Raw genomic sequence first — 25,611 nt, 5'->3', positions numbered from 1 at the left:
CCATGTAAAACAGGCGAATCAGTCGTCGAACGGGCCGGTCGCTACAAAAGCGCCGCCCTGGTAGACCATGGCCGGGTCATCGGCGGCCGGCATCGGCTGCGTTTCGACTTTGGCGCGGAAGATTTCCGAAGTGTCCTTGGGTTGGTAGCCCAGGTGCGCGGCGTGGCTGTTGTCCCACCAGACGTCGCGGTTGGCGGACACGCCGTAGACCACGGTATGGCCGACTTTGGGGGTATAGAGCGAGCATTCGATCAGTTGGGTGAGGTCGTCGAAACTCAGCCAGGTGCTCATCATCCGGCGGTTCTGTGGTTCCGGGAACGACGAGCCGATGCGGATGCTCACGGTCTCGATGCCGTAGCGATCGAAGTAGAAATTGGCGACGTCTTCGCCGTAGGACTTGGACAGGCCGTAGTAGCCATCCGGACGGCGAAGGCAATGAGCGTCGAGGGTCTGGTCCTGCTTGTAGAAGCCGATGACGTGGTTGGAACTGGCGAAAATCACGCGCTTGACGCCGTGCTTGCGCGCAGCCTCATAAATATGGAAAACGCCGCTGATATTGGCACCGAGGATCTCTTCGAACGGACGCTCTACCGAAACACCACCGAAATGCAGGATGGCATCAACGCCCTCCACCAGTTGGTGCACGGCCTGTTTATCCGACAGGTCGCATGGCACCACTTCCTCACTTTCATCAATGGCCGGGGCCATGTTGGCGATGTCCGACAGGCGAATCTGGCGGGCGTAAGGCTTGAGGCGTTCGCGCAAGACTTTGCCCAGGCCGCCGGCAGCGCCGGTCAACAGCAGGCGATTGAAGGGTTGGCGAATCTGTGTAGTGGTCATGGCATTACCTGAGCAAACAATGAGAGGTACAGTTGTTATAAGTTGTCGTACGACCGAGAGGGAATATCCTTATCCTTCCGCTACCTTGTCAACGTTTGATCGACGAACCGCTCTAGGTCGGCATCCTTGCCGGGGCTTGCCATGGCGCTGGCAGGCGCACATGGCAAGGGTTCCTCGGTGTTACAGGAGCGAAAGCGGATAGTTGAAGATGATTCGGTTTTCGTCGAATTCGTTGGTGCTGAAGTCACGACGAAGCGACGAGTTACGCCATTTCACGTTGAGGCTCTTCAGTACACCGCTCTGTACGGTGTAAGCCAGCTCACTTTCACGGCCCCATTCCTTGCCGTCGTCGACGGTGGCGGTGTGCACGTTGTCGCCGCTGATGTAGCGGTTCATCAGGGTCAGGCCCGGCACGCCGACAGCAGCGAAGTTGTAATCGTGGCGCAGCTGCCAGGATTTTTCCTTGGCGTTGTCGTAGCTGGAGTTGTAGCTGTCGTTCGCCAGGGTGCCGCCGCTGGTGCCGTTGACGCGCATCCAGCCATCGTCGCCGCCGACTTTCTGCAGGCCGACGTAGAAGGTGTTGCCGCCGTATTTGGCCGAGAGCATGGCGAAGGCGGTTTTGTTGTCCAGGTCGCCGGCCAACGCGCTGCCATTTTCCTTGCCGGTGAAATAACCGAGGTTGGCGCCCAGGGTCCAGTCGCCCATCGGTTGGCTGTGGGTCAGGTTGAAATATTGTTGCTGGTAGATGTCGGACAGTTCCGCGTACCAGACGCCGACCTGGGTGCGTTTTTCGTTGAAGGCGTATTCGCCGCCGCCGAAGTTGAAGCGGTCGGAGGTGAACGCGCCGCGGCCGTTCATCGACATGTCTTCCATGCTCGCGTCGTTGCGCGGGCTGTTGGCGCGGAACTGACCGCCGTAGAGGCTCAGGCCGCTGATTTCGGTGGAGGTTACCTGGCCACCACGGAAGGTTTGCGGCAGGGAACGACCGTCGTCGGAACGCAGGATCGGCAGCACCGGCATCCATTCACCGACTTTCAATTCGGTCTTCGACACTTTGGCCTTTAGGGCTACACCCAGGCGACCGTAATCGTCGGCGGGGCGGCCATCGTCATGAATCGGCAGCAGGGACGTGTTCGCCGTGCCACGGCCGCCGTCGAGCTTGACCGCGTACATCCCCAGCACATCCAGGCCGAAACCGACTGTACCTTGGGTGAAGCCGGACTTGGCGTCGAGAATGAAGCTCTGGGTCCATTCCTCGGCTTTGCCTTGGGCATTGTTCGGGTTGGTGAAGTTGCGGTTGATGTAGAAGTTGCGAAGGTTCAGCGTGGCCTTGGCATCATCGACAAAGCCTTCGGCGTTGGCGGTCATCGGAAGAAACAGCGCCAGGCTGCTGCAGCTGATGAGCCCTAGGGCATGACGAGAATTGAGGGAATTACGGGTTGGACGATTGTCGGGCGAAAAACGGACACGTTTGCTCACTCTGGCGCTCCCTACTTTTTTGTTGTTTTTATTTGTCATACGTCGTCGTACAACATGGCGTGGATTATTTGGCGGCGCTCCGTCATTGTCAACTGGCCATTACTGCGTTTTTTTCATCGCTGATGGGCCTTGGCCTGAGGCATTCGGATGCTTGCCGCGTAGGAAACTCGGGCGGAGAGGGCTCTGGGTTGGGAAAAAAACTCGCCCCAGGGTAGCTTTCAACGGGCGAAGTTATGCGATGACTGGCCTAAGACATTAGTCGAATGCTGGGGGGCGGAGGGGCTTAGAAGCTCTTGTGGCGAGGGAGCGGCCGCCGCGTCTTCGGCGCTGCGCTGTCGCGCAGCGAACTTAGATCGTTCCCACGCTCTGCGTGGGAATGCATCCCGTGACGCTCTGCGTCACCTTCCAGAAGCGGAACGTGGAGCATCCCTGGCAACATTCCCACGCAGGAGCGTGGGAACGATCCATCGCGTCAGCCGGATTTACGACTGCTGCGCAGCCGAGCGGGAGCAAGCTCCCTCGCCACTAGAGCGACTGCGTCCATCTGTTTGCATGCAATAGGGCGAAACGTGGAGCTAGTTAGCCATGACGACGCAGGCTTATCTCACGACATAAACCTTGCGCACATAGACGCTGCTTTTCCAGGCACAGGGCGCGTCCAGCGGCACGAACACCGTATCGCCGGTTCTGACCACCAGCTCGGTTCCGTCGGCTGCCTGCAAGGTGACGCTGCCTTCGAGCAGGTGCATCAGTTCATGCAGCTTGTGCGGCCGCGACTTGCGGGTGTAGGGCGTCGAGTCCCAAATGCCGATGCGCAGGTCGGTCGCTTCCTCGACAAACAGATTGTGCGAGCGGCACTGCGGTGTTGGGCCGAGCAGGATCGCTTCATCGGGTGCCGCCGAAGGCGATAGCAAGGTAGACGCGGGCAGGGCGGTGAGTCCGGGCTGCTTGGTCGCGACAGACTGCGTGTCGGCACAGAATGCCCAGAGGGAAGCGGGCTGCGCCTCAATCTCAAGGGCCGTGCCCCGGGCGATCACCGCGCTTTCCCCAGGCTGCAGGTGCAGCGTCTGCGCCGGGCTGCGCAGCGTGACGGCCCCGGCATGCACGACGATGGTTTCGCTGAATGGGTACGCATCGCTGCCGAACCGGCCATTGGCCTGGACCACACCGGCCGCCATGCCGTCGGCTCCGGCATGGGCGATGAGCCGGTCGAACGGGTCGTTGGTGCCCAGCGAGCCTGGACGAAAAGGCGTGGCAGTGGGGCTACCGTCGGCGCGTGCCAACAGCATTGCAGTGGGCTCAAGCATCAATTTTTTTCTCCGGAGAAGTGCTGTGGATAGGGCGTTAGCCGATGGCCTGGGTCACCGGCGCGAATTGGTGCACGCCGCCGGTGGCCTGGGGCGGCGTGCCGCGAGCCATTTGGGTGACGGTATCGACGCGCTTGAGCCCGATGTCTTCCAGCCAGGGGGCCAGGCCGCAGTCAGCGGGAATATCAATGCGCACGAACGCCTCCGGCACCTGGGCCACCAGCGCTGCGATCACATGCCGGGCCTGTTCAGGGCCTTGAGCGATGACCGGGCCGATGCAGCGCCCACGGCCGAAGGGGCGCATCAGGGCGAAGGCACATAGGCGGCCGTCCCGCTCGATGCCGACGCCTTGTTCAACATCGGCGAACACATCGTTCAATACCGCCGCTCTGTCCAGACCGCTGCCGGCATTGGCCAGCCTGATCAGCTCGGCGTGATCGGCCGATGTCAGTGGGCGACAGCGTTGCCCGCTGGCCAGCTCCGGCGGGACGGTCGCCAATGCTTGCCCTTGGTGTTGCTGGATATACCCGAACTCAACGAAGCCCTGGCTGGCGTACAACGGTGCGCCGGCCAGCGTCGCGTTGAGAACGGCGGTCCGTGATCCGCACGCCTCGATAGCCAACTCCATCAATTTGCGGCCGATCCCCTGGCCCTGGTACTCGTCACTGACGATGACCAGGCCGATGGTGGCGTAGTCGCCTTGGCCACAGGTAAACGCGGTACCGATCAGCCGCTCCTGGTCCAGCACGACATACCCCTGGGCGACGCGCTGCAGCATCGCCCAGTCTTCCAGGCGATGGGGCCATTTCAATTGCACGGACAAGGCGTGGGCCGCCGGGACATCGGCCGCGGTCATGGCGCGATAAAGATAAGCAGGGCGTTGCGAAATGGACATGGCGGGTCCCCATGGAATTGATGTCGAGCCGGACGCAATCGTCCGTGGTGGTTGCCTGTATCTCACCTGCCATCGGGGCTGACAAGGGCCGAAAATGAATTCGGCAGGTTCGCTAAGCAGCGGCGGCGCAGGCCGAATTTCTTGCCCAAACGAGACGTCCGCCCAGCAGGAAATACCGAGCCGATTCACCAGCGACAAATGAACAGTCAGTAGCGGCGCTCGCGATCAACCCGCCCCAGCATCGATTCGCCCCGTTGATGCCGACGGATGTTTTCCAGCAAGACGCCAAAGGCTGTTTCGGGTTGGGTCATCGCCGCGATGTGGGGCGTCAGCAGGATTTGCGGGTGCTGCCAGAACGGATGCTCCGGCGCGGCCGGTTCCTGCGTCAACACGTCGAGCACCGCCGCGCTGAGCTGGCCGCTGGCGAGCGCGTCGAGCAGGTCCGCCTCGACCAGATGACCGCCCCGGCCCATGTTGATCAAGGCAGCGCCCTTGGGCAGTTGTTCGAAGAGCTGACGGTTGAGAATGCCTTGGGTCTGTTCGGTCAGCGGCAGCACGCACAGCACGATATCGCACTGGGCAAGAAAGGCCGGCAGTTGCTCGGGGCCGGCATGACAAGCCACGCCGTCAATGTGATGTTCGCTGCGGGCCCAGCCGGACAAGGCGAAGCCAAAGGGCGCCAGCGTCGCCAGTATCTGCCGCGCCTGCAAACCCAAGCCCATGACGCCGACCCGACGCTGCCGGGCAGGCACCAGGGGATGGGCCTGCCAGCAACGTTCGGCCTGTTGCTGGCGATAGCGCAACATGTCCCGGTGTACGCTGAGCACGGCGAAACTGGCGTATTCGCACATCCCCTGGGTGATGCCCGGATCGAGCAGTCGCACCACCGGCAGCGATGGCGGCAGACGACCGAGGTCGAGCTGATCGACGCCTGCCGACAAGGCGAACAGCACTTGCAGATTCGGCAGCAGCGTTTCGATCTCGTCCGGTGCCTGCCAGGCCGCAAGGTACTGGATATCCCTTGGATCGCCGATATCCGGCCAGGCTCGCCATTCGATGTCCGGCGCCTGTTCGGCGAACAAGCGTCGCCAGTGTTCGCCGCGTACCGGATCAGCCTTATAAAGCAGCGCCATGGGTCGGTTCTCATCTGAAATTCGGGAGTCTCAAGCATGCCTCAACGGCGAAGCAGGATCTTTCGAAAGCAGGGCGCAGGGACGCATGGCGCGGTGTTTAGAGCGCCCCGGGCGGCAGAATCGTTGGGGTGCGAGGTCCATGGAGGAATCTGCTGTTTGCCGGGGGGTAAACAGTCGATCCGGATTTCTCGACGACCAAGTTCGGCTTAGACAATCGTGCCGAACGCTTAACCTGTGGTGACACCGCAGCCGCTTCCAGGTTGCGCGGCTCACGATGGGAAATGCCAATGAACAGTAAAGTCGAAGAAACCCCGAGTCTGCTCCGTCAGCGTGATCAATACGTGCCCCGTGGGCTGGTGACGGCGCACCCGCTGGTGATCGATCGAGCCCAAGGCTCCGAATTATGGGACGTGGACGGCAAGCGCTACCTGGACTTTGTCGGCGGCATCGGCGTGCTGAATATCGGCCATAACCACCCCAAGGTTGTCGCGGCGGTGCAGGCCCAGTTGCAGAAGGTTTCCCATGCCTGCTTCCAGGTCGTGGCCTATAAACCCTACTTGGACCTGGCCCGGCGCCTGTGCGAGATGATCGGCGGCCAACACGCCTATAAAGCTGCGTTTTTTACCTCCGGCGCCGAAGCCGTGGAAAACGCCGTGAAGATCGCTCGCGCCCACACCAACCGCTCGGCAGTGATCGCCTTTCGCGGTGGGTTTCACGGGCGGACGTTGCTGGGCACCACGCTGACCGGAATGAGCCAGCCTTATAAGCAGAACTTCGGGCCGTTCGCGCCGGAAGTCTTCCACACGCCTTATCCGAACGCCTATCGCGGCGTCACCAGCGAAATGGCGCTGCGAGCGCTGGACGAACTGCTGGCGACCCAGGTAGCGCCAGAGCGGGTCGCGGCAATCATCATCGAACCGGTGCAAGGCGATGGCGGTTTCCTTTGCGCGCCCGTCGAGTTCCTCCAGGGCCTGCGCGCCTTGACCGAGAAACATGGCATTGTGTTGATTCTCGATGAAATCCAGACCGGTTTCGGCCGTACCGGCAAGTGGTTCGGTTTCCAGCATGCCGACATCCAGCCGGACCTGGTCACCGTCGCCAAGAGCCTCGCCGGCGGCTTGCCGTTGTCGGGTGTGGTCGGCAAGGCCGAGATAATGGACGCGCCGTTGCCCGGCGGACTCGGTGGCACTTACGGCGGCAATGCGCTTTCCTGCGCGGCGGCGCTGGCGGTGATCGATGCCTTCGAGCAAGAACAATTGCTGGCCCGTGGCGAAGCCTTGGGCGAACGGCTGCGCCAGGGCCTGCTGGGTTTGCAGGCCCGCTATCCGTTCATCGGCGATGTGCGCGGCAGTGGTTTCATGCTGGCAATCGAGCTGATCAAGAAGGACGATGCACGTACCCCGGATGCCGAGCTGAACCAACGGCTGATCGACGAAGCCCGCGCCGGCGGACTGCTGGTGATCAAGTGCGGGGTGTACCGCAACGTCTTGCGTTTCCTCGCGCCGCTGGTGACCAGCGAAGCGCAGATCGACGAAGCGTTGCAGATTCTCGAGGGCGCCTTGGCGCGCGTCAGCGTCGGTTAATGGAGCGTTGATAAATGGACATCATCGGAGGCGGTACAGATGAGGCTGACTGAATATCGGGCGTTGTTGATCGACTGCGATGAAGTCCTGGTAGATCGCGACTCCGGCGTCTGGACGGCGTTGCAGCCGCTGCTGGAAAGCCATGCCGGGCCGTTGGACAAGATCGCCGTGCTCGCTGAGTTCGACGAGGTTCTGCAAGCCTTGTACCCGCGCTTTGGCGAACTGGGTTTCAGTGGCTTGCTGTGTTTTGCCCATCGTCAGTTGGCCGAGCGTTGGCAGCTCAAGGCCAGTTGGGAGGAGGGCATGAGCTTTGCCCGGTCAGCCGCGGGCTGGACGCTGTTCGAGGATGCGCCAGGGGCGATGCTGTACCTGCGCAAGTTCTATCGCCTGTTGGTGCTCGGTGATCGCGATGCCGAGGACCGTGGCGTGTTGTGCGAGCGCCTGGGCATCGAGCCGGAGGATTTCATTTCGTTGGCGAGCGACCCGTTGCACGATGACGATTGGCTGGCCGCCAATGATCTTGACGCCGAAGCGATCCTCCAAGTGACCCGTCCCGGCGGCCGGCCACGAGCCGTGGGGGCTATGTGCTTGATCTGCCGCGAACTCCACAGCTCCCCGGCACCTTGCGCGGCGGACTATTGCATCAACAGCATGGCGGATCTGGTGGCTCAGCATCAGCTGTCCTTACGGCGCTGATTTTGTTAGAAGATGGTCTTACACACACCAGGCAAGAGGTAGGCGATGGAAGGTGTAGCGAAACTGGACCGGATCGACATCAGCATTTTGGTCGAGCTTCAAAAAGACGGTCGCATGACCAACGTCAGTCTGGCCGACGCCGTGGGCCTGTCCGCCAGCCCCTGCCTGCAACGGGTCAAGCGGCTGGAGTCGGCGGGGTATATTTCCAGCTACAAGGCCCATCTCAATCTCGCCAAGATCACCGATTCGGTGACGGTGTTCACCGAGGTCACCTTGAGCGACCACAAGCGTGAGGACTTCGCCAAGTTCGAATCCAATATCCGCCTGGTGGACGAAGTGCTCGAATGCCACCTGATCAGCGGCGGCTACGATTACCTGGTACGTTTCATGACCCGCAGCATCCAGGATTACCAGGACGTAATGGAAGGCCTGCTGGACAAGAACATCGGCATCTCCAAGTACTTCAGCTACATCGTCATCAAGTCGCCGGTGCGCAAGGACGAAGTCCCGTTGCGTAAGCTGTTGCGGCATTGATGAGAGTTGGTCCAAAAGCCCTTCCGAAGAAGGGCTCAGTGTACTGGCTGCGTTATTCCTTGAGGAAAGTCAGCAGGTCTTGATTGAGACGATCCTTGTGGGTCTTGGTGGGCAAATTAGAAATTGCAACCAACTGATTTTTAAGGCTAAAAATACATACAGATCGTTCCCGCGCTCCTGCGTGGGAATGCCGCCAGGGACGCTCCGCGTTCCGCTTCTGGCGGGTGACGCAGAGCGTCACGGGATGCATTCCCACGCAGAGCGTGGGAACGATCAACTGCAGAGGCGGGGACTCCCTCGTCACAACGGCATCGGCGCAGCGATCAACCTAAAGAAGGCATGGGTCCCAACGTCTTCAGAACCCAAATGATCCCTGCCACAGCGACGAGCACCGCGACCAGCAAACCGATAAGCACCCATTTGAAGATTTTTAGCCCCCTCGACGGCCCGGACCTCGGCACGGGAGCTTCGGCCATAAGGCGCATTGCTTCGGAGCAACGTTTGCACGCACCGTCGTCGGCAAGGATAAGGGCCCCGCAATATTCACAGTTCTTCATGTCGTATCCGAAGGTCAAGGACACTTATTCAGCGGCAGGAATCGCCGCACCAGAGGCTCAGTATTTGTAGACGATGCCCAGCCTGCCCAGGATCTCCAACGCATTGGCCAAACCCAGGCCGTTCATCGGCAGGCAGGCAAACGCCTGGTACTCATCGAAGTGCGTGCCGATGGCCAGCAGCTTCAAATCGTGGGTTTCCAATCGTGCGTTGAAATACTGGAGCAGCGCGCGTTCCCAATCGTTGGCGCGGTTGATCGCGTCCACGGTTTTGCTGTCAGGCACAGCAATTTCAATGCCCAGCTCCTGCAGCGGGGCGAGGGCGTTGATGGCGTAGACGCCGGACAACGACCATTCCTTCCATTCGAACTCAGCCAACCGATGGGCCTCGCTGAGTGCCGATTGCACTTGCGTCCAGGCCCAGTCCCATTGGCCGGTAGGGGCTGGCATATTCTCGATCAGCGCCTGCGCATGCGCCTCGTCGAACAGACAGTCGAACAGGTCCGCCAAGGTGTCGGTCAGGTCCGGTCCCAGTGCTTGCCCTTGAGTGTCCAGGTCGCCGCTCAAGCGTTGCCAAAGGCTGGCCAACTCCACCCAATCGTCATCGTCCATGTCATCGTCGATCACCTGGGCGTTGTGGCCTCGGTGGTAATTGTCCAGGCGCGTCTTGCGCACACGGACCGCGCCCTCGGCGACATCCACTTCATAACTGCTGTGGTCCAGGTAATTGGTCTGGAACATGATGCGGTCGGGGAAGATGTCGTGAACGAGGCTTTCCTGCGCATCGAAATAGCTCGCGCCCTCGGGTTTGCCGTGGGCAGCGATGATGCGTTGAAGCGACAGCGGATCGATGGGGTTCGGAGTCATTCACTTCACGCGCTGTATATGCATGTCGATGGAAACCCCGTCGTGCTTGTCGTTACTGGCGCGGTAAAAAAAGCCATAGTCCACCAGATAGAAATAATGATCGAAGGGGACGGGGGAGGTGCTGGGGCGCTGTTCCTGACAGCTCATGGCCTTGGCTTGGCCGCTCAGCGCCGGGTTCAGTTGTTTGGCCGGCAATTCACGGTCGATGCGACAATTAACGACTTTCGGTTCCGTGCCCAGCGTGCCGATAATGTTGCTGGTGTTGCTGCCTTGTCGGGTGAAGCCCAATTGACTGCCCACCGGCATGTGTTGCCAGTCGCCCCGAAAGCTCAGGCTGTCGATCACTGCGGTATTGCGCGACAGATCGGCCTGCTCCAGGCCGGAAAGCGTGAGCAGGCCACGCCAGCTGATCTTGCTGCCATTGAGGTGTTCGCTCTTGTGGATCATGCGCAACTGACGGGTGGTGGGGTCGGTGGAGAGGAAGTATTCGGTACGTTCCGGCCTGCTTTCCTTGGGAAAGCTGACGGTGCCGGCCAGTTCTATATAGGTCAGCGTCTTGACCGGCGCAGGCATGTTGAGTTGCTCGATACTTTTCAAGACGTCCGGGTTGATGACCGGAAGACCATCGGCCGTTACCGGTACGGCGCGGAACTTCAATACCGGCGCGTTGACAGGGCGTGTGTGCGTTGGCTGGCTGGCGCAAGCGGCCAGTGCCATGAAGGCGATAGACAGGATGAGGCGTTTCACGGGTGTCTCCGGTAAGTCCATTTGAGGGAGGTCTGACAGGCTGCTGTTGAGCTGTCACAGGTCGTGATCAGCTCTCAGGGGACACGATCGTGTCTGGATTGTCTTCAGCCGCCAGTTTCAATCGGTCGGCTTTGCTGATGTATTTATCCTTGCTCTTGGGCGCCAACTTGGCGCTGGCCTTCTTGGCGTTGGCCTTGAGCAACTGGTTTATTTTTTTACGGCGATTCATGTTGTCTACTCGGGCTCGCAGGCGCTGGGAATTGAGGGATTTAACCCTCGGTTGCAGGCATTTTCAAGAAACGCTTTTCATGGTCGGCATTGGGTAGCAGGCACGTGTCGTATTTGCCGAAGAGCCGATAGCGATTCAGCGCGATGCGATCATAGACCCAGTCCCGAAGCCGGCACGGGAAGAGGCGCAGCCATTTCACCGGACGCCAGCGGGTGGGCAACTGCGAGACGACTTCGAAAAAAGCCTCGGAACGTTCCCAATAATGCTGGTCGCGAATCACTGCCATGGTGTCGAACCGGTCCACCGGCAAACCAGCCCAGGCAAGCAGGGCCTGGCCCTCGGGCGACTGCACCGCCGCCAGCCGCACCCGCCGTTGTTGATCATGGCGTATCAGGAACCTCGCCCAGCCGTTGCAGAGCTTGCACACGCCGTCGAACAGAACCACCGTTTCGCCGGGTTCGAGCAGTGGCGCGATTGTAGGTCGCACGTGTGGGGCCGGCATAGGCGTGGTTCCGCGAAAGTCATGTAGGGCGGATCATACCGCCAGTTGCCGCCTCAACGCACCCGGCTGCGACTCTGCACTGACAGGTCCAAGGCCTTTTGCATGTCCAGCCGCGCCGAACGGCCGACGTCCTTATCGTTAAGCTGGTAGTTGCGCTCCGACGGCAAGATGGGCGCGGTGAGGTCTTCGCCATCCATTTGCTCGAAGTCGTGATTGTCGCCGATGGTCATGGCGCTGCGGCGCAGGAGCATGCGCAGTTGCTCGGGATGAAGTTGCGGATTGATCGACAGCATCGCGGCCAACAAGCCCGTGACCATCGGCGTGGCGTAGGACGTGCCGCAATGCACCGCGCCGTCCTGGCCGGCATTGACCGTCGAGGCATGGGTGCACGCGGCGGCGGTGATGTCGACGCGCATGTCGATGTTCGAGGAGTTGCGCTTGACCGCATAGCCTGGGTCGTCGACGGCCACCCCGGCGCGTTCGCTGCGCTGGTGCCCGCCGACCACCAGCAGTTGCTCGGTGATGAACGAGGAGGGCAGGCGGTACTCGTCGGTGCCGGAGAATGATGAGCCGTTGCCGGCGGAATTCACCACCACGACGTCGGGATGCTCCTTGCGCAGCCACAGGAAAAATTCCTCCAGCAGTTCTTCGTAGCCGCCCATGGCGATGCCCGAACGCAACAGCGAATCCACGTCATCGCCCTTGACGTCCTTGGCGCCAACGCGGTGAATGCCCCAGCTCCAATTGAGCACACGCACGCCGTCTTCGACGAGGTTGACCGAGGCCGCGATGTTGGCGGTAATACCGGCATCGGAGTTACGCTCGACGATTACTTCGAAACCGCCGCTGGCCTTGTCCAGGCCACGGAGGAAACCGGTATTGCCGCCGTCGTTCCAGCGTGCGGCGAGAATGCCGGCGACGGTCGTACCATGGTTGTCCGGCTTGTCCGCGTCGCGGGCATAGACGCAGGTGCGCGGCACCGAACAGGCACCGAGGTAATCGGCGAAATCCGCCGTGTCGAAATCCACGTCGCGCTCGATCAAACCGATGCGCACCGGCTGCGCTCGGATCGGCGCCTGCTGACCGGGGACGCGCCGCTGGTAATAATGCACGGCGTCGAGGAAGCGGTTCGCGGACCATTCATCAGAGTCCTGATCCGGTTTTTTCGGTTCCTCGGGCTGGGCGGGCGCTTGCTCGGCCTCTTCGGCTGCGGATTCCTCGATCACCACCGCATCGACACTGGTCTCGCCGCCCAGGCGCAGCACCAGCGCATCACGCTCTACCAAGTCCTTGGCCGGCAGGCGCAGCTGATAGACGTTCAGCGGCGCGATGCCCCCGACCACTTTCGCCCCGTACTTACCCGCCAGGCGCTCAGCCTCCTGGCGGCCATCGTGGCTTTCCTCGATCAGCACGCTGACCAGATCCACGTACGTGGTCAGCCCGTCCATGTTCTTCGCCACTTCATTCGGCCCGGCGGCCAGCACGTGGCTGTTGCGCAGGGTCAACCAGACGGCATTGCTGGCGCGCGGACCCTCTTCTAGCCAGAGTGGGCCGCTCTGGTAATCGGCGCTGTCCAAGCGCACGCGCAGGTTCTGTCCTTCACGTTGGATACTCTCGGCGGGGATCGTTTTTTCACCCAGTTTCAGTTGCGGCGTTGCGTCACCCAGCCCGCGCGCGGTGAGGCACCATTCCTGGTGCTGGCTTTCGAGCAGGTCGCCGCAGCGCTTCAGGCTTTCCAGGCGCAACGGTTCTTGTGCCACTGCAAACGTGCTGGCGGACAGGGTGAACAACGTGACGAAGGCGGCGGATCGTAAGCGCATGAGTGAGGTTTCTTTGCCGGGGATTGCTGTTCCGACCGTTGTGTCGCGAGCTTCGTTCAGCCCTGGGATCGATCCATGGTGGTCGTCATCGAAATGGAACAACCGAACCCGCGCCACGATCGGATTCATAAACGTCTGAGACCTAAACGGTCAGGGAGTCCCATGTCTCGTCCACCCATGATCGGAGTCATCGCCTGTTCAGGCAAAATCGGTCCGCACACCGTCCAACTCAGCAACGACAAATACGCCGAGGCCGTCGCCACCGCAGCTGAAGGGCTGCCTGTCATCCTGCCGGTGTTCCCAGCGTTGCTTGACCCGGCCCAGATTATCGCCAGCCTGGATGGGCTGCTGTTCACCGGATCGCCTTCCAATATCGAACCCCATCAATACGGCGGCCCGCCCAGCCCACCGGGCACCGAGCACGACCCGGCCCGCGACAACCTGGCGCTGCCGCTCTGGCGCGCCGCTGTCGAAGCCGGCTTGCCGGTACTCGGAATCTGCCGGGGCTTCCAGGAAATGAACGTCGCCTTCGGTGGCACGCTCCATCAGCAACTCGACGGCCCAGGCGCCGATCACGAACCCCCGAGCAACGAACCCGTCCAGGAACAGTACGCCCGCACGCATGCCCTGACGGTGCGGCCGGGTGGCGTGCTGACGCGGTTGGGCCTCAAGGACGTAATTGAAGTCAACTCCGTCCACGGCCAAGGCATCGCGCGGGTGGGGCAGGGCTTGCGCATCGAGGCCGTGGCGGAGGACGGATTGGTCGAGGGGCTTTCGGTAGAAGGCAGTCGAGCGTTTGCCTTGGGCGTGCAATGGCATCCGGAATGGGAGGTGATGGAGAACGCCGATTACCGGGCGATTTTTCGCGCGTTTGGGGAGGCGTGTCGGGCGCGGGCGGAGAAAGACGCTAGACGCAGTTAGCGGGTTACCACCGGCGAGCAGGTGTTTGCCGATGCGAAGCTCTCTGCGCAGTGGCGCTGATGCACTGCGCGCGCGGTGCATCTGATCTACTCCGGGTCGCCTATTGCGCCGTGGCGGGTCTGAGGGATGAATTAAGTTTTCTGAGCAACAGCCACGGCGATCCGAAAGTGGGCTTTAATGCTCACGCAGATTTCTGCTGATCCGATCAAGGAAGAACGACATTGAAAATTGCTTTTGGCGCTTTGTTGTTGGCGTGCCTGGCCTCGCCCGCGCTCGCTGGCGAAAACCCTATCGGCTTCCGCGCTTTCACCCTGTCGGGTTCCCCCAACGACCGTCCCCTGGAGATGGTTGTCTGGTACCCGAGCGCAACTGCAGCCGCCCCGCAACTGATCGCCGATAACGCGGTGTTTGTCGGTGCTTCTGCCGTTCAGGACGCGCCGCCTTCAGCTGGCGAGCATCCACTGGTACTGCTTTCCCACGGATACCGAGGGAACTGGAGCAACCAGGCCTGGCTGGCGAGCGCCTTGGCTCATAAGGGCTATATCGTCGCCGCCGTCAATCATCCAGGCACCACCACCCATGACCGCAGCCCTCAGGCAGCGGCGCAGCTTTGGCAGCGACCCATTGACCTGCGCCGCGCCATTGATGGGATCACGACCCAACCGGAAAAATTTGGCCAGGTCGCCAATGGCCGAATTGCAGTCGTGGGCCATTCGCTTGGCGGCTGGACTGCCCTGGAGATTGCCGGTGCTCGTTTCGATCCCGACCGCTTCGCCCAGGATTGCAAAGCCCATTCGCAGTTATCCAGTTGCACCGTCTACGACCAGATAAACCCGGCGAGCACTCCGGAATCACGGGCCGCACTGGCCGCCGATTGGCGCGATAAACGCGTCACTGCCGTGGTGACGCTGGACCTGGGCCTTTCCCGGGGCATGACCGACAAAAGCCTCGCCGCATTGCCGGTGCCCGCTCTGGTGATCGCGGCGGGCGTGCCCTCGCACGAGCTTCCCGCCGAGCTGGAATCGGCCAACCTCGCCAAACGCTTGCCGGCGGCATCCAGCCGTTACGTGGAGATCAGCGATGCCAGCCATTTCAGCTTCATGTCGCGGTGCAAACCTGGCGCGCAGGAAATGCTAGAGGAGGAAGTGCCGGGCGATGGCATCATCTGCCGGGACGGCGACAACGGTCGTGCTCGTGAGGTGATTCAACAGCAGGTCGTGTCGCTGATAGCGGAGTTTTTGGCGCAGTCGCCGGGCGTGGAAGAGGGCAGTCGGTAAGCGTGCTCGTCATCCAGGATCGGATTTCATCCGCCCCTGGATCGCCACGCGCAGGCAACCCCAGGCGATGACGCCAATAACCAGCAACTCGGCTATGCCGATCAGCACGTGGAATGAGAAGGCCATCGGTTGCTCGGTCCAGTAGAAGGTCGTCGGGCGGGAGATGCCGATGCGCAGTCGCCCGGTAAACAGCGCGCTCATCAATGCGATGATCCGGGTCAGCTCGAACACTGCGAGGAAGGTGCCAAGCAAGGCGAGGAGGGCGCGTGCGGGGATGCCTAGTCGATCACTCGTATCAGCGCAAGGCATGGGTGTCTTTGTTTTGCGCTGCCTGGCGATCTTCGCGGGGGTTGGAGCTGGCCTATAGGCAGCCGGCGCGCCGGTCGCCGAACCCATGACCACTTCGGTGGGGACTGTCACCTTCAAATAGTCGGCCAGTTCGTTCAACCACATGTCGGTGTGTTTGCGTCCCGGCGTTACCGGAACGTTGTCGGTCGTCAGGCGATGCTCGGTGCCATCGCGCAGCACCAGCCATAACTGGGTGCGGGCTGGCTCGGCCTCGGGGCGGCGGCGAAGTTCGAGGTATTTGGCGGCATCGATCCTGAACACCGAATGCACTCGCTCGCGACGTCCGAAAAAATTTCGGGTGCGGCGTTTGCCTTCAGCGTCCAGGCGCGATAACAGCAAGGTCTCGTGGGTGCCGGAGTAAATCAGTAGGAGCAGGCCAGCGGCAGGAATCAATAGCAGCCCGAGCACGGTCAGAAGTGAAGCCAGCGGGTCCACACTCGCCAGTGGCGAATCTGCTGTGGCAATCGCCAGGACGGCCGCCACTGGAAAGATCAAAGCCATCGCGCTTGTCAGCAGCACGAACCCGCTCTGCACCCGGTTAATCGAGTGGATGTGCAGGTCATCCCGCGCGGTGCGTTCGAACCGATGACCTATCAACATGCAGACATCCTGGAGCAACCTTTAAGGCTGCTTGTAAGGCCGTGAACAGCAATTGCGTGCCGCGGGCCGCGATGGTGTTTTACGCAACGCAGGATACCGCATGCCGGCCATGTTCGTGTGGGGCAGGCCGTGTTTTCGCCGGCGAGTCTTGAGCGCTGATTCCCGGCCCTACAACGCTTGATGAAAACGGAGCTAGTAGTAAAGGAAACCTCCTACATCGCCGGTTTTATTGCCTGCGTTAGCGTCCGTCCTGGATTTTCAGGATGAGATTCGCGACTCGTGACCACACGCCCAAAAGACCTGCCCAGGATCCGTAACCCACGTTCCGGCGAAGGGCACACCGCTTCCTATCGAGACATGACCTCCAGCGAAGTGGCCGAGTACGAAGCGCTCCAACGCGGTCATGAAGCCATGCTTGCCCGCCAAGCCGCCTATGAGCAAGAACGCTGGGCCAAGGTGGATAAAAAGCCCCTCGTCACTATCGGGTCCGTATTCGCCAAAAGCTGCGCGTTACCCAACGGGATCATTGATTACAGCCACCCCAACGGTTACATCCCGCCGGACCTGGTCAAGCAGTACGGTGAGCTGACGTGGCTGGGCGGTAGAAGCCCCGACGCTGCAGGAACCATTCCCCTCAAGCAGATCGGCGCAAGTGCAATCCCCGTTACCTTGGGCAGACTCGCGCTAAGCGGCTCCGCTGTGGCAACGACTGGAGCAGTTGGCGGCACGGTCGGCGCGGCACTGTTGACCGGCATCGTTGCCTTGCTCTGGCCGTCCAGCCTGGGCGACAGCGCCCTCTACAGCGAAGAACAACTGCGCAACCTCAAGCAGGCCCGCAGCCGCATGCGCCTGACTATCGAGCAACAGGCCGACGGCAGCCTCAAGGGCTATGGCTTCTACACCGGGCAGAACCGCGACTGGGAAATGGTCGACGTCGTCCAATTCACGCCTCGCGCCGACCAATACGTCGCCGACCTAGGCGACGGCATCGAACTGATCTGGACCCCGGCCATCGACCCCTCCGACACCCTCGGCATCCCCGCCCTGGAGGCCGCGCCCCAAGCCCCGCATATCTGGATCTACCCGCCGACGCCAGTGGCAGACAGCATCATCGTCAACCCGATCTATCCGCCGGAGTACAAGGATTTCATCCTGGTGTTTCCGGCGGATTCTGGGGTTCGGCCGGTTTATGTGGTTTTGGGTGTTCGCCGAAAGGGGCTAGCCGAGAGCGGACATAGCTATCATCCCGCTCCGAAAACACATGAAATTACAGGCTTTCCTGGCTTGAAGAGGGGTAAAAAGAAGACTCCCATGCAAGGAGGTGGAGGCTTACGGGATCGCTGGTTTGATGTGAAAGGCAGAACAATCTACGAATGGGACGCTTCACATGGTGAACTGGAAGCTTATCGCTCGAGTGATGGAAGCCATCTAGGGGCATTCGATCCTATTACTGGCGAGCAGACCGATGGCGCCAAAAAAAACCGCAGCATAAAAAAATACTTGTGAGGATCAAATGGGACTCAAACTGAGACTTGAGTGGTATAGCAAGCAAACCGAATCTTTCGAGGGGGAGGAGTACTCAGAAGATTTAGGTGACGACGGCGCTGTCGTTGAGGCTTTAGGTATTCCATTCGAAAACAATATAAATAATGGTGGATTCGATGTCCTCGTGGACTGGGTAGCAATCCTTCAACCACATTTTCAGCACTCGATTGATTGGGGGCGCTATGACTATCAAATAGCCTTCGATTACCGAGACAGTTGGTAACTTGGGAATGGGTAAGCCTTGATGCAGCGAAGGCTTGGCAAAATCGGAACTAACCAACCCTGCCAAGCCAGCCGCCCGCTAGAAACTGTACTTAGCAGTCAACATCATATTCCGCGGATTGCCATAGGAATCCCCTCCATAATCCGCGGACGTGGCAATCGCCGAGTAGTAACGGCGGTCAAAGATATTGTTGGCATTGACCTGCAAATCCAGGTTCTCGCTGACCCTGTACCCGGCCATTAAGTCCGTCACCGCGTAGCTGCCCTGTTCGAGGCGGTGTTGGCTGCCATCTGCCAGCTTAATGTCGTTGTACAGGCGGCTCTGCCAAGAGATGTTGCCGCCTACGCGCAGTTTTTCCAGCGGGCCCTGGAACTTGTAGGTGGTGGTCAGCTTGAACAGATGCTCAGGCACGTCGGGGTCGAACTGCTTGTTGACCTTCTGCGGGTTGGCGGCGTCCTTGATGGTGTGGGTTCGCGCGTAGGTATAGCCACCGCCGACCTGCCAGTTTTCGGTCAAGGCGCCCTGCAGTTCGAAGTCGATGCCTTGGCTGCGGATCTCGCCGGAGGCTTCACTACAGGTTGCCTGGGGGCAGTTTCCCGTGACGATCGACACGGCGCGGTTTTCCTGGTCGATGCGGAACACCGCCAGGCTCGCATTGAGCGTGCCGTCAAAGTACTCACCCTTGATGCCGATCTCGTAGTTCTTGCCGATGATTGGCTTGAGCGGGCTGGCAGAGATGTCCTTTTCGGTCTGCGGCGTGAAGATGTCGCTGTAGCTCACGTAGACCGAATGATGGTCGTCCACATCGTAGATCAAACCCGCGTAACGGGTGACGTTGCGAGTGACTTTGAAGTCGCCGTCGCCATCACGGTTATCGTATTCGTACCAGTCCAGGCGTCCGCCGAGAATCAACTTCAAAGGGTCGGCCAAGCTCAGGCGAGTGGTGATGTAGACACCGTCCTGAGTGGTCACGTCGCGCTGGTTGTTGGTGTGGACGAAGTCCGGTTTACCCGCGTTGATCGGCCAATTGAGGTTGTACGGGCTGTAGTTGTGGGTAGTCTTGTCCTTGATGCGCTTGCTGGCGCCCACTACCAGTTCATGCGTACGCCCGAACGCCTCGAAGGGCCCGCTGGCAAAGGCATCCACGCCGGCCTGGTTTTCATCGTAGGTCGCTTGGTAGACCGTGCGGGCCAATGTGTTGTTGACCCAGCGCGATTGGTAGGAGCCGGAAAACAATGCGTCCTGTTCGGAATAGTTGGCGTTGACCTGAAGGTTCCAGTCGTTGGCCAGGCGATGACGGACCTCGGCGAATACCGTATTGATCTCCTGATCCTTGTTCTCCCAATCGGTGCCCGGATTGTAAGAACGCGGCAGGTCCAAGTGATGGCCGTCCTGGCCGATCATCGAGGCGCCCCAGAAGTGATTGGTCTTGTCCTTCTGATGGGAAAAACCCAGGGTCAGGGTGGTGTCTTCGCTCAGGTCTGCTTCGGTGACCGCATAAAACAGGCCGTGATCCTCTTCGACATTATCGATGAAGCTGTTGGCGTCGCGGTAAGACGTCACGACCCGGCCGCGCAGCGTGCCACTGTCGTTGAGCGGGCTGGAGGCATCGACCTCGCCACGGTAGTCGTCCCAACTGCCGGCCGCACCGGTCAAGGTGAGTTTCTGCTCGGCCAGTGGCCGCTTGCGAACCAGATTGATCGCCGCCGATGGGTTGCCCGCGCCCGTCACCAGACCGGTGGCACCGCGCACGATCTCGACCCGATCAAACATCGCCAGGTTAGGCTGGGAGCCGGCGGAATAGCCGTCGTAGCCCGTCGGGATGCCGTCATACATCAGGTTATCAATATCAAAACCGCGCGCCTTGTAGGTCTGCCGGCCAGGGCCACCGGAAAAATCCAGGAACAATCCGGGCGTCGCAGCCACCACGTCGTTGATGTCGGTCATCGCCTGATCGTCCATGCGTTGGCGCGTGATGACAGTGACGGCTTGTGGGGTTTCACGCATCGTCAGCGGCAGCTTGGTTGCTGTCGACATCGCGCCAGTGGTGTAGGACTCGGTGCCTTCCGTGGTAGTCCAAAGTTGATTGCCGGTGACCTCAGTCGCGCCCAGTTCCAGCGTGACCGGTTGCGCATTCTGCGGGTTGGCGCTGCTGTCCTCGGCGTAGGCGGGGGCGAGGGTGGCCATGCAGATAGCCATGGCCAAAAGATCGCGGGCAGGGATGAAATGAAGCGGCGCGGTGGTGCAAGTCGGCATGAGCGAATCCTGAGGTGCTAATAATGTTGAGAACGATTAGCGTTTAAGTTTCGCAGGATTTGTCTGAGGGATAAAGCTTGAAACGCTCTGGGAGCATTGGTGCAGAGGGGCGGAGCATATTTAGTCGGTGCGGCGCGGGATGACGGGGCCATTTAGCGAATCGCAGCTGCAACAGGCGAAATGGAGCGATTCCTAAAGTTGGATCCGTTGCCGTCGATAACCTTCTGAATCCCCCAATCATGGACCGATGAAATGGTACTTTCCGTCAGCTCCGCTTATATCCCACCCGCCAACACCAACCTGACGCGCTCCGAGCAACCGCTCGTGACCCAGGCGCCGACAGACGCGGCAAAACTAGCCCTGTCCAACGCAAGCCCAGCGGCCATCTTCCATCCCAGCGAAGAAGCCCAGGCGACGATGCCAATGCCCGTGGTGATCGAGACCTGGGTCGGTCGATCCCAATCACCGGACTTTCCTCGATACGCCGAGATTCTCAAAGGCGCGACGAGTACGCTGAAATTCTCGTTCGAGGATTTTCAATCCACGCTTTCGGCGACCCATCCAGACTTGGCTGGCAAGAAATACGGCTTCACCGTCGAAGCCGATGGCAGCCTGAAAGTCCTCAACAGCGCCGGCCAGCTCAGCACCTCCGATATCCAGCGGCTGACCGACTTGCTCAACGACTCGAAGGACCTGAAAGCCGCCGCCATCGCAGTCCGCGACGCCTCCATCGACTTGGTCGACGCAGACTCGCCATGGTCCGGCAGCTACCTGGGCCTCTACAGCCTGACCAAGGAAAACTTCGCCAACACGATCGATCTGGCCCCGCTGCTGAAAGACCGTGGGTCGGTGTCCATACAGGAATATTCGGACGGATTGTTTTTCAATCAGCTGGCGTACAAGGGCGAGCGGGCGACGCGGGAGACGGAGCAGGCGATGTTTGAGAGGCGGGCTGCGGAGCGATTTTCGGCGCAGGCGTGAGTGTCAATTGCATTGGGATTTTCGGGAACAGATTTCCTATCAACGGACATTCAGCTGCCTTATTCATTTCGCAACGCCTTGGACTTATCGCCCAAGGAGCGTTATAGGTTGCGCGTCGAAATAAAAGGCCTGGTCATTATTTGAAGGATTAACGCCATGGAAGATTTCGCTGCAAGCAATCCTGACTTTGATAAGCACGTACAAGGCGCAGTACTTACTATGCCGGCGGCAAAGCTATTGGGGTTTCATTACAATTATTTGAAGCCGGGTCATTGTGAAATCGAACAGCCGGCGCGCAGAGAGCTCACCCAGCATAATGGCTATTTTCAAGGTGGCATCGTCGGAGCATTGGCCGATTTTGCGGGGGGATCGGCCGCTGGGACCCTGCTGCCGCCGGGCTGGATAAATATGACTACGGATTTCACCGTCAAATTAATAGCCCCGGCTGACGGCGAGAAGCTCCTAGCCAGGGGGAGGGTCATCAACGCATCGAATAGCACCACGGTTGCGGCCGCCGATTTGTTTGCCGTAAAACAAGGTAAGGAAACACTCTGCGCCACCGCCTTGGTTACTATGCGTAATATTCCCTTGAAAGCGTGAAATCGCTATTCGGAAAAGCGGACGGATTTACTTGCCAAATAGACCCGTCCCTTTTCGATTTTTAGAACTCCAGCGAAGCCCCATCTTCCGGAATGTCTACACGACCCTCAATCCCTTGCTTCTTGACGTAGGCGCGCAACTCTTCACGCGTCAGGGACATATGGTTGATTGCGTCCATGTGCACCGCGACTATCTGCGCGTTTTTCGCGGCCTTTGAAGCGCGAAGCACATCTTCCTCACCCATGATGATCGAGCCGTCGAACCCCGCCATTTTTGCCTTGCCGGCATTGAGCACGATAACTTCCGGGTGGTATTGGTTGATGGCCTGGTCGACCTCTTTACGCCAGATCGTGTCACCGGCCAGGTAGAGAGTCTTGTAGCCCGGCGCCTGGAAAACCACGCCCATGGCTTTGCCTAGCGGTTTTGCGAGTGCAGGTACAGCGTACATTTCGTCGGTGCCATGCTGGCCGCCGGTCTTGGTGATTTTGACGCCGCCGAACTCCGCTTCATCCGTCAGCACGCGTACGTTCTTGAAACCCTGGGAACGGATCAGCTGCGCATCTTCTTCATGCTGGGCGAACAACGGAATGTCTTTAGGCAGCGCTTTTTGCGCGGCATCGTCCCAGTGATCAAGGTGCGTATGGGTGACGATGACAGCGTCGACCCCGGCGATAACTTTCTCTGGCGATTCCGTCAGATCAACCAGGGGATTGCGAAGGTTGCTTCGATAAGTATTTTCAAAACCCGGGTAGGCGCCTTTTTTTGCCAGCATCGGATCAATCAAGAACGTGGTACCACCGTAAGTGATTTTCACCGTGGCGTTACGAACCTGCTGCAGATCCAACTTATGGGAGGCGTCAGGCGCCTTGGGCGCGTTTGAACTGGCAAAGGACGGTGTAGCGGCGACGGCACAAGCAATGCTGAAGGCAAGCGGTAAAGTTATGAGTTTCATGGGAATCAATCCTGTTGGTTGCATCGAGGCATCCATTCTTGCCGAATGCCTCCGGGGCCAACAGTGGCCCAAATGACATAATTCGATATAATCGGGCCAACTGATCAACGTTGTTCGGCTTGAGCCCTGCGGGGCGAACTGAGGCTGCCTGATGCTCCCCATACGCGTTGCCGTTCTAGCTTTTGAAGGCGTCAGCCTTTTCCACCTTTCCGTGCCCGGAATGGTATTGGGAACCGTCCAATCCGCGCCCGATGAGCCCCGGTATGAAATCAATTACTGCGCAGAACTGCCCGGGATGGTCAGTACCGACCAAGGCGTCGGCCTGGCGATAAGCCTCGGCCTGGAACTGATGGAAGCCTGCGACGTCATCATCATCCCCGCGTGGGGCGATCAATCCCTCATCGCATCGCCCCAACTCGTGGAAGCGCTGCAGCTCGCCAACGCGCAAGGCAAGCTCATCGTCGGATTGTGTTTGGGAGCGTTCGTCCTCGGCGATGCCGGGCTGCTCGATGGAAAGGAGGCAACCACCCACTGGGCCGTCCGTGACGAATTTGCGCAACGTTTTCCCAAGGTTCGATTCAAACCCGAGGTGCTTTACGTCAGCGCCGATAACATCGTGACGTCCGCCGGAACCGTCGCGGCAATCGATTGCTGCCTGCACCTGGTACGCGAGCGACTCGGCGCGGACGTGGCGAATCGCACCGCGAAAATGCTCGTGACACCACCCCACAGGCCCGGAGGCCAAGCGCAGTATGTTGAGCATCCGGTGCCGCAATTACCTGGCGAAACGCATCTGTCCGACGTCCTGACATGGGCCCGCATGAACCTGTCCAGCGACCTCTCCCTCGACGTTCTGGCCGGGATGGCGAAAATGAGCAGGCGGACTTTTACCCGTCGGTTCAAGGAAACGACTGGCACAACCGTATCCAAATGGGTGACCGCAGAACGAGTGGCTAGAGCGCAGGCGTTGCTGGAAACGACTGAGTTGTCTATTGAATGCATCGCAGGGGAGGTGGGATTCGGGACGTCATTGTCATTGAGGCAGCATTTTGGGATGCATCTGGGAACGTCGCCTTCTGATTATCGAAAGATGTTTTGTCTTGGGGTGGGGCGCAAGGCTAGCGGTCGCCCAAAAGCGGACACCTGAGCGCCACGTATTTGCCTAAGGCCTATCGCCTGAGTAGAATGCGATTAATTATCAATCATGTACTTGCCGGGATTCCGATGCGCAGCGATGAAACACTAGGTACTGCCGATCTAGGGCTGCTCTATCGAACCCACCACTCGTGGTTACAGGGCTGGCTAATCCGACGCATTGGATGTCGCGATAACGCAGCGGATTTGGCGCAGGACACCTTCGTACGTCTGCTCAAATCCCGGCAGTCCAGCCCCTTGCGTGAACCACGCGCCTATTTGAGCAGTATCGCCCGCGGACTGATGATTGATCAGTATCGTCGCCGCGAACTCGAACGCGCCTACTTGGAAAGCGTCATGTTGCTGCCTCAACACGAGGTTCCCTCGGAAGAAAGCCGGCTGATGATTCTTGATGCGCTTGAGCGCATAGACCGCATGCTCGGCATGCTTAAACCAAGAGTTCGCCAGGCATTTTTATTTGCCCGACTCGACGGTCTAACCTGCGCGCAAATAGCCGAAAAGCTGGGTGTTTCCCGGGCGACGGTGGAACGCGACCTGGCCACGGCCCTGCAACACTGCTATCGCTTGCGTTATGTCGAGGCGTGAGCCGCAGGCGCTCAATCCGGCCATTGTCGAGCAGGCGATCCAATGGCTGGTGCGCCTTCGCTTCAATCAAGCCGATGAACAAACACAGCGCACTTTTGAGCACTGGCTGCAGCAGAGCCCGGAGCATGTGTTGGCGTGGCAGCGTGTGGAAACGCTTGGGGATGAATTCGCCGGCGTGCCAGCTCAACTGGCTCGACAAACCCTTAACGGCGCCCATCATGGAATGCGCCGGCGGGAAAGCCTGAAGCTACTGGGCCTATTGGCCACTGTTAGCACTGCAGCCTGGCTCGGCCGGGACTATACGCCCGTACCCGCCATGCTTGCGCAGCAGCGCAGCAGTACCGGCGAGCAGCGACGCTTCCAACTCGATGATGGCAGCCTTATCCAACTCAATAGCGATAGCGCCGTCGACAGCGATTTCGACGCCCAGCGACGCCTGATAATCCTGCGACGTGGTGAAATCATCGTGAATGTCGGCGCGGATCGACACTCGCCTCAAGCGCGACCGTTCTGGGTGCAATCCCGTGACGGGATCATGCGCGCTCAGAGTTCCCGCTTTCTGGCACGCGAGCTTGACGATGGCACGCTGGTCGCGGCTCAGGAAGGATCAGTCACGGTTTTTCCCGGCTCCAGTCAAACGTCTGCGAGCCGCAGCGTCCAGGCAGGAAACCAGCTGCTGTTCACATCCAGTGGCGCCCGAGTGTTCAGGGACAACGGCCTTGATCTATGGAGCTGGGGCGACGGGGTGATCAGTGCGCGCAATATGCGCCTCGATGATTTCATCGTGGAGTTGTCGCGTTATCGCCCCGGGGTACTGCGCTGCGCCGAAGAGGTCGCTGATCGTCGCGTTTCCGGCACCTTCCAGCTCGCCGACAACGATCAGGTCCTGGCATTGATCGCGCAGTCACTGCACCTGAACATTGATTATCGAACCCGTTATTGGGTGACCGTGACCGCTGCCACCTGAGCCCATCAAAAACTT

At 59.9% G+C, this 25,611-nt stretch carries 25 protein-coding genes; 12 read left to right on the top strand and 13 right to left on the bottom strand.

Annotated elements, in window-relative coordinates:
• Window positions 1–18 precede the first annotated feature (18 nt).
• From HU742_RS15705 to HU742_RS15685, 5 genes are all read right to left on the bottom strand, one after another.
• The gene (locus HU742_RS15705; RefSeq protein ID WP_186643277.1) at window positions 19–840 is read right to left on the bottom strand and encodes an NAD-dependent epimerase/dehydratase family protein; all 822 of its coding nucleotides are present in this window, start codon (window positions 838–840) and stop codon (window positions 19–21) included.
• A gap of 180 nt (window positions 841–1,020) precedes the next feature.
• Window positions 1,021–2,319: an OprD family porin gene (locus HU742_RS15700; RefSeq protein WP_186643278.1), complete on the bottom strand. Its 1,299-nt coding sequence runs from the start codon at window positions 2,317–2,319 to the stop codon at window positions 1,021–1,023.
• 599 nt (window positions 2,320–2,918) lie between these two features.
• Complete coding sequence (locus tag HU742_RS15695; protein WP_186641326.1) at window positions 2,919–3,626, bottom strand: cupin domain-containing protein; 708 nt, start codon at window positions 3,624–3,626, stop codon at window positions 2,919–2,921.
• Window positions 3,627–3,663: 37 nt separating this feature from the next.
• The gene (locus HU742_RS15690; protein ID WP_186641324.1) at window positions 3,664–4,521 is read right to left on the bottom strand and encodes a GNAT family N-acetyltransferase; all 858 of its coding nucleotides are present in this window, start codon (window positions 4,519–4,521) and stop codon (window positions 3,664–3,666) included.
• 206 nt (window positions 4,522–4,727) lie between these two features.
• On the bottom strand, window positions 4,728–5,654 hold the full coding sequence (locus HU742_RS15685; RefSeq protein ID WP_186641322.1) for a 2-hydroxyacid dehydrogenase: 927 nt from the start codon (window positions 5,652–5,654) through the stop codon (window positions 4,728–4,730).
• Between the two features lie 287 nt (window positions 5,655–5,941).
• Between HU742_RS15685 and gabT the strand changes: the two genes are divergently transcribed.
• Genes gabT through HU742_RS15670 form a run of 3 tightly spaced genes read left to right on the top strand, consistent with a single transcriptional unit; the run spans window position 5,942 to window position 8,467 of the window.
• Entirely contained in the window at window positions 5,942–7,237 is a 1,296-nt protein-coding gene (gabT, locus tag HU742_RS15680) for a 4-aminobutyrate--2-oxoglutarate transaminase (protein WP_186641320.1), read from the top strand.
• A 39-nt stretch (window positions 7,238–7,276) separates the two neighbouring features.
• A complete protein-coding gene (locus HU742_RS15675) occupies window positions 7,277–7,933 on the top strand; it encodes an HAD family hydrolase (RefSeq protein WP_186643279.1) in 657 nt (218 codons plus the stop codon).
• A gap of 45 nt (window positions 7,934–7,978) precedes the next feature.
• Complete coding sequence (locus tag HU742_RS15670) at window positions 7,979–8,467, top strand: Lrp/AsnC family transcriptional regulator (RefSeq protein ID WP_186614744.1); 489 nt, start codon at window positions 7,979–7,981, stop codon at window positions 8,465–8,467.
• Between the two features lie 614 nt (window positions 8,468–9,081).
• On the opposite strand, the gene HU742_RS15665 is transcribed toward HU742_RS15670, so the two are convergent.
• From HU742_RS15665 to HU742_RS15645, 5 genes are all read right to left on the bottom strand, one after another.
• A complete protein-coding gene (locus HU742_RS15665; protein ID WP_186643280.1) occupies window positions 9,082–9,888 on the bottom strand; it encodes a DUF6630 family protein in 807 nt (268 codons plus the stop codon).
• Window positions 9,889–10,635 (bottom strand): hypothetical protein, encoded by a 747-nt coding sequence (locus HU742_RS15660; protein ID WP_186641314.1) that lies wholly within the window; start codon window positions 10,633–10,635, stop codon window positions 9,889–9,891.
• Between the two features lie 67 nt (window positions 10,636–10,702).
• Window positions 10,703–10,864: a DUF2986 domain-containing protein gene (locus tag HU742_RS15655; RefSeq protein ID WP_186641312.1), complete on the bottom strand. Its 162-nt coding sequence runs from the start codon at window positions 10,862–10,864 to the stop codon at window positions 10,703–10,705.
• A 40-nt stretch (window positions 10,865–10,904) separates the two neighbouring features.
• Window positions 10,905–11,366 carry a thiol-disulfide oxidoreductase DCC family protein gene (locus HU742_RS15650; RefSeq protein ID WP_186643281.1) on the bottom strand — a complete coding sequence of 154 codons (462 nt, stop codon included), beginning with the start codon at window positions 11,364–11,366 and terminating at the stop codon, window positions 10,905–10,907.
• 53 nt (window positions 11,367–11,419) lie between these two features.
• Window positions 11,420–13,186 (bottom strand): S8/S53 family peptidase, encoded by a 1,767-nt coding sequence (locus tag HU742_RS15645; protein WP_186643282.1) that lies wholly within the window; start codon window positions 13,184–13,186, stop codon window positions 11,420–11,422.
• A 162-nt stretch (window positions 13,187–13,348) separates the two neighbouring features.
• Here HU742_RS15645 and HU742_RS15640 point away from each other — a divergent pair, with 162 nt between their 5' ends.
• Both HU742_RS15640 and HU742_RS15635 read left to right on the top strand, forming a co-directional pair.
• Window positions 13,349–14,107: a gamma-glutamyl-gamma-aminobutyrate hydrolase family protein gene (locus HU742_RS15640; protein WP_186641306.1), complete on the top strand. Its 759-nt coding sequence runs from the start codon at window positions 13,349–13,351 to the stop codon at window positions 14,105–14,107.
• A gap of 221 nt (window positions 14,108–14,328) precedes the next feature.
• Entirely contained in the window at window positions 14,329–15,384 is a 1,056-nt protein-coding gene (locus HU742_RS15635; RefSeq protein ID WP_186643283.1) for an alpha/beta hydrolase family protein, read from the top strand.
• Window positions 15,385–15,393: 9 nt separating this feature from the next.
• Here the strand turns inward: HU742_RS15635 and HU742_RS15630 are convergent, their stop codons facing one another.
• Window positions 15,394–16,332, bottom strand: coding sequence for a hypothetical protein (locus HU742_RS15630; protein WP_186641302.1), 939 nt, complete (start codon window positions 16,330–16,332; stop codon window positions 15,394–15,396).
• A 279-nt stretch (window positions 16,333–16,611) separates the two neighbouring features.
• On the opposite strand from HU742_RS15630, the gene HU742_RS15625 reads away from it, so the two are divergent.
• Both HU742_RS15625 and HU742_RS15620 read left to right on the top strand, forming a co-directional pair.
• Complete coding sequence (locus HU742_RS15625; RefSeq protein WP_367616100.1) at window positions 16,612–17,838, top strand: colicin E3/pyocin S6 family cytotoxin; 1,227 nt, start codon at window positions 16,612–16,614, stop codon at window positions 17,836–17,838.
• Between the two features lie 7 nt (window positions 17,839–17,845).
• Window positions 17,846–18,100 carry a colicin E3-like toxin immunity protein gene (locus tag HU742_RS15620; RefSeq protein WP_186643285.1) on the top strand — a complete coding sequence of 85 codons (255 nt, stop codon included), beginning with the start codon at window positions 17,846–17,848 and terminating at the stop codon, window positions 18,098–18,100.
• 78 nt (window positions 18,101–18,178) lie between these two features.
• Here the strand turns inward: HU742_RS15620 and HU742_RS15615 are convergent, their stop codons facing one another.
• Complete coding sequence (locus tag HU742_RS15615; protein ID WP_186643286.1) at window positions 18,179–20,356, bottom strand: TonB-dependent siderophore receptor; 2,178 nt, start codon at window positions 20,354–20,356, stop codon at window positions 18,179–18,181.
• A gap of 252 nt (window positions 20,357–20,608) precedes the next feature.
• Here HU742_RS15615 and HU742_RS15610 point away from each other — a divergent pair, with 252 nt between their 5' ends.
• Complete coding sequence (locus tag HU742_RS15610) at window positions 20,609–21,337, top strand: hypothetical protein (protein ID WP_186643287.1); 729 nt, start codon at window positions 20,609–20,611, stop codon at window positions 21,335–21,337.
• 156 nt (window positions 21,338–21,493) lie between these two features.
• Window positions 21,494–21,937, top strand: a complete 444-nt coding sequence (locus tag HU742_RS15605) for a PaaI family thioesterase (protein ID WP_186643288.1) — start codon at window positions 21,494–21,496, stop codon at window positions 21,935–21,937.
• Window positions 21,938–21,998: 61 nt separating this feature from the next.
• Here the strand turns inward: HU742_RS15605 and HU742_RS15600 are convergent, their stop codons facing one another.
• Window positions 21,999–22,889 (bottom strand): MBL fold metallo-hydrolase, encoded by an 891-nt coding sequence (locus HU742_RS15600; protein WP_186643334.1) that lies wholly within the window; start codon window positions 22,887–22,889, stop codon window positions 21,999–22,001.
• Between the two features lie 151 nt (window positions 22,890–23,040).
• Here HU742_RS15600 and HU742_RS15595 point away from each other — a divergent pair, with 151 nt between their 5' ends.
• The 3 genes from HU742_RS15595 to HU742_RS15585 all read left to right on the top strand — a co-directional run bounded on the left by HU742_RS15595 (window position 23,041) and on the right by HU742_RS15585 (window position 25,596).
• Complete coding sequence (locus HU742_RS15595) at window positions 23,041–24,036, top strand: GlxA family transcriptional regulator (protein ID WP_186643289.1); 996 nt, start codon at window positions 23,041–23,043, stop codon at window positions 24,034–24,036.
• A 77-nt stretch (window positions 24,037–24,113) separates the two neighbouring features.
• Entirely contained in the window at window positions 24,114–24,629 is a 516-nt protein-coding gene (locus HU742_RS15590; RefSeq protein WP_186641333.1) for a sigma-70 family RNA polymerase sigma factor, read from the top strand.
• Entirely contained in the window at window positions 24,616–25,596 is a 981-nt protein-coding gene (locus HU742_RS15585) for a DUF4880 domain-containing protein (RefSeq protein WP_186643290.1), read from the top strand. Before HU742_RS15590 ends, HU742_RS15585 begins: the two co-directional genes overlap by 14 nt.
• Window positions 25,597–25,611: the final 15 nt, after the last annotated feature.

Source organism: Pseudomonas marvdashtae (assembly GCF_014268655.2).
Taxonomy (GTDB): Bacteria; Pseudomonadota; Gammaproteobacteria; order Pseudomonadales; family Pseudomonadaceae; genus Aquipseudomonas; species Aquipseudomonas marvdashtae.
This window is presented reverse-complemented; position numbering and strand designations above follow the sequence as displayed.